Source organism: Fulvivirga aurantia (assembly GCF_009711475.1).
GTDB classification, from domain to species: Bacteria; Bacteroidota; Bacteroidia; order Cytophagales; family Cyclobacteriaceae; genus Fulvivirga; species Fulvivirga aurantia.
Map to the genome: position 1 here is coordinate 1 of NZ_SMMD01000551.1, position 3926 is coordinate 3926.

Genomic DNA, 3926 nt, shown 5'->3' on the forward strand with positions numbered 1-3926 from the left:
TCGGAAATGGGTAAGGTCTTCATCGTTTACCAGCATAATTTCACCTCCCAACTTTTGCACACATTGCTTCACAAGGTACAAACCCAGACCAAACGTTTGATGCCTAATCGCTGATTTAGAGTATAAGTGAAAAATATGTTCCGTGTCCTCATCTTCTATACCAATGCCATGATCTACAAAATGGATGATCACGTTTTCCTTTTCGTGATTCACTTCAATTTTTACCGGCTCTACGTTATTTTCTTCCTGAAACTTAATCGCATTTTGGATCATATTAAAAAAAATAAGATCAACTAAAAATGGGTCTCCCAGGTACGATAGATCATCTTCTACCTTATAGTCTATGTTTACTTTTTTAAGACCCTCAATATTCCTCACCTGATCAATGCACTTTTCGATAATACTCGTAAAATTGACTTTCTCAGCCTTAAGCTCATGGCTACTAATATCACTCACCGTTTTCAATCGGGCCAAAATATCGTAAAGCCCCTTCGCTGTATCTCCCAGCATCTCAAAATATTTCCTTGATTTCTCATCCTCAATATCCATGAGGGCGACATTGCACACACCCATCAGCGATGCTAACGGACCTTTGATATCGTGAGAAGACTTATATATGAAATTATCTAACTCGAGATTAGCTAACTTTAATTGCTTGTTGCGTTCCTCAAGCTCTTGTGTTCGTTGATCAACTGCCTTCAACAATTGTTGATTATATATTTCTAATTTTTTGTTTTGTTCTTGTATCGTTTGTTGAGCATTTTCGAGAGCAAGATTTTTATTAATCAGAGATTCCTTTTGCTGCATGATCTCCTCCTTTTGCTCTCCTATCTCATAATTCTGAGTTTTAAGAACCTCACTTACTTTTTGATTATGCCTTAAAGCAACGAAAATGACAATAAGAATAACGCCTACCAATACGATAATGGTGATAAGAAAAGCTGTGAATTTTTTATTATCAGTAATTTGAGCGTCCTTTTCCTGAAGCAAGGCTTTAGCCTCCTCTTGTTGCATCTCTAGCTGTATTTCTGCCAGATTTCTCGCCATGTTTTCGTTAAACAAAGTATCATTGAGTTGCAGCAGCATAGTTTGGTACTCAAAAGCTTTCTCAATATCTCCCAGCTCCTGATACAGATCTACATACAACTTAATATTCTCCAACATGCGATCTTTGGCACCTATACTAGTCGCAATTTGCTGACTTCTGCCTAAATAGCTTAAAACACTATCGTAGCTGTCCTGGATTTGGGCTTCTTTAGCGTAATAAAAGTAGATTTCAGAAAGACCAATTTTATCACCGATCTCTTGTCTTAATCTCAGCGCTCTATCGAAATATATACCAGCGGAGTCAAAATTACCTTTACGCATATATACCTGGGCTACCCCACTTAAACTGACCGCATTCCAATTCTTATTATCGACTTTTAAGTTAATTGCCCTGTTGAAATACTTAAGTGCTTTGTCGTCCTTACCTTCTGACAAATAAGTATTGCCCAGGTTATTGAGAGAATAGAGCTTCTGATTAGGGTCATCATGTTTTTCAGCAAAAGCCAGCGCCTCATTGAAATATTCGCGGGCTCGTTTATAATCCTTTAGTTTGTCATAAACCAACCCTAAATTATTGATCACCTGTGCTCTACCATAAATTTCCCCATCAAGTATTTTAAGGTTCAGAGCCCGCAGCAAATTTTCTAATGCATTTTGATAACTACCTAAGTTATAATAAGCGAGCCCGGCATTGTTGATTGAGTTACTTATGAGTGACGTATCCTGCGTCTGCAACGCTATATTTAATGCCTCTTTTGCATAGAATAGGGCAGAATCAAAATCAGCTTGATAATAATGAACACCTCCCTTGAGTCTTATTGATTTTGAGATAAGTGGCGTATCATTCAGTGAATCTGCCAGCCTAATGGCCTCCCTTGCATACGACATAGCTGTATCTGGTTGATTTAGCCATGTATTTATGATTAAGAGGTGTAACTGATCAACCTTATTTGAGCCAGAACTATTTTTGATCAACGACTTTAAACTGTCTACAGGATCACTGCTTTGGGCCGTGAGAGTGCCACAGTGAGCAAGTAAAATGAAAAGTAAAATTTTGACAGTTTTCATAGAAGGATTCACCCAAATATTTTAAGGTGCCTAACTATGTAATTTATCAAAAAAGTTTGGGTTTTCTATAGATTCTGCGGTAAAATTCTAAGCTGGCAGAGCCACTTCAAAGTATGTATGTCCTTCATCGGTCTTTCCATGCGAAATATCACCATGAAGCTTCTCAACAGAAAGCTTAACCAAATATAAACCAATGCCTGATGAATCGGCCATATCAGTGCCCTTAGAGAACACTTCAAATATTTTCTGAGCATCTTGCTCACTAATACCCGTGCCATTATCTACAATCCTAAAAACAATGGCCTTACTCTTTTTGTCGAGATTTATTTTCATGAAAGATTCTTTCCTATCAGAAAGCTCTCTGAACTTAATGGCATTACTAATGAGGTTGCCATATATAACCTTAAGTAAAGCGATATCAGAAGTAAACTTCACGTTCTTAACATCTGCTGAAATTTCAATTTTCGGATTATTATAATAGCCCTTATATTCCTCAATGAGTTCGTGAATCAGGATGTTAAAATCAACTTTCTCTGGCTGCAGTGCCGTATTATTGATTTGGTTAATAGTGAGCAGCTTAGATAAAATCTCATTGAGCTTGACAGCGGTAATACTCAGCTTATCAAAATAATCAAGCGCCTGAGTGTCTTTCACATCTATTTGAGCAATATTACAAACCCCCATAAGTGTTGCCAGCGGCCCTTTTATATCGTGCGATGTCTTGTAGATGAAGTTATCAAGTTCTTCATTTGACTTTTGTAGGGCCACGTTGGCCTTTTTCAGTTCCTTGGTTCTTTCTTTTACTCGTTCTTCAAGCTCAGCATTTACATTGGTGAGCTCCTTATTCTGATTCTCGATGATCTCATTAGCTTCGGCAAGTTTTTGGTTTGCCTTCTTTTTCAACTGCACGTTCTTATAGAGAATGAAAAGTAGGGCAGAGATTAAAAGCGTAATGCCACCTAACAAAAGATTGATTTGCGTCCTACGCTGAATCTGAAAATCCTTTCCCTGTATAATTTCCTGAGCTTGTTGATCTTGAAAATCAAGCTGGATATTGGCCAGGTTTTTTATGAGGTCTTCATTGAAAATGCTGTCTTTTAGTGTGCTGTATCTATTTTTATGAAAATAGGCTTTTTGATAATCGTTTTGAGCTTCATAAAGATCTGCATAGAGGTTGTCAACTTCCATAATCCAAGTCTGAGCATCCGTAGAGGAAGCGGTCTCCGAAGCTTCATTCAGTAAATCAAATGCTTTTCCCAGATTTCCTCTATAGTAGTAGATTTTAGCTAAGTAATAGTTTGTTATAGTAAGATCTAATTTATCATTTAATTTAATTGCCAACTCTTTAGCTATTAAAAGTCTATCATCAGCATCCTCATAATTTCCAATTGTATAATAGGCTAAACCTGCACCTAAATTGGCGGCTAAAAACGTCTCATCAGAACAAGCATCATTACACAGCTCAAATACACGATTGTATGATTCAAGTGCTTCTTGATGCCTGTCAAGAGCTGTATAAGCAAGACCAATGTTATTGAGACAACTGCCAATATCTTCAGATATGCCTTCTGATCTCAAAATGTCCAACGCCTGTTTAAAGTAGCTCAGGGCTTTTTCATTATCCTTTATTTGATAATAAACCAGACCTATATTGTTGAAGGCAACAGATATACCTTTTTTATCATTTTCTTGTTCTCTAAGTTTTAGAGATTGAAAATGATAATCGAGCGATTTATCATAATTGCCAAAGTAAGAATGGACAAGAGCTAAATTATTTAATAAGAATTTTACTTGATTTTCGTAGGACTTTG

At 36.8% G+C, this 3926-nt stretch carries 2 protein-coding genes; both read right to left on the reverse strand.

From position 1 onward, the window contains the following. A partial coding sequence (locus E1176_RS04475) for a tetratricopeptide repeat-containing sensor histidine kinase (RefSeq protein ID WP_155209372.1) occupies positions 1–2115 on the reverse strand: 2115 nt, incomplete at its 3' end. A gap of 87 nt (positions 2116–2202) precedes the next feature. Next, on the reverse strand, positions 2203–3926 hold a 1724-nt coding region (locus E1176_RS04480; protein ID WP_155209373.1), incomplete at its 5' end, for a tetratricopeptide repeat-containing sensor histidine kinase.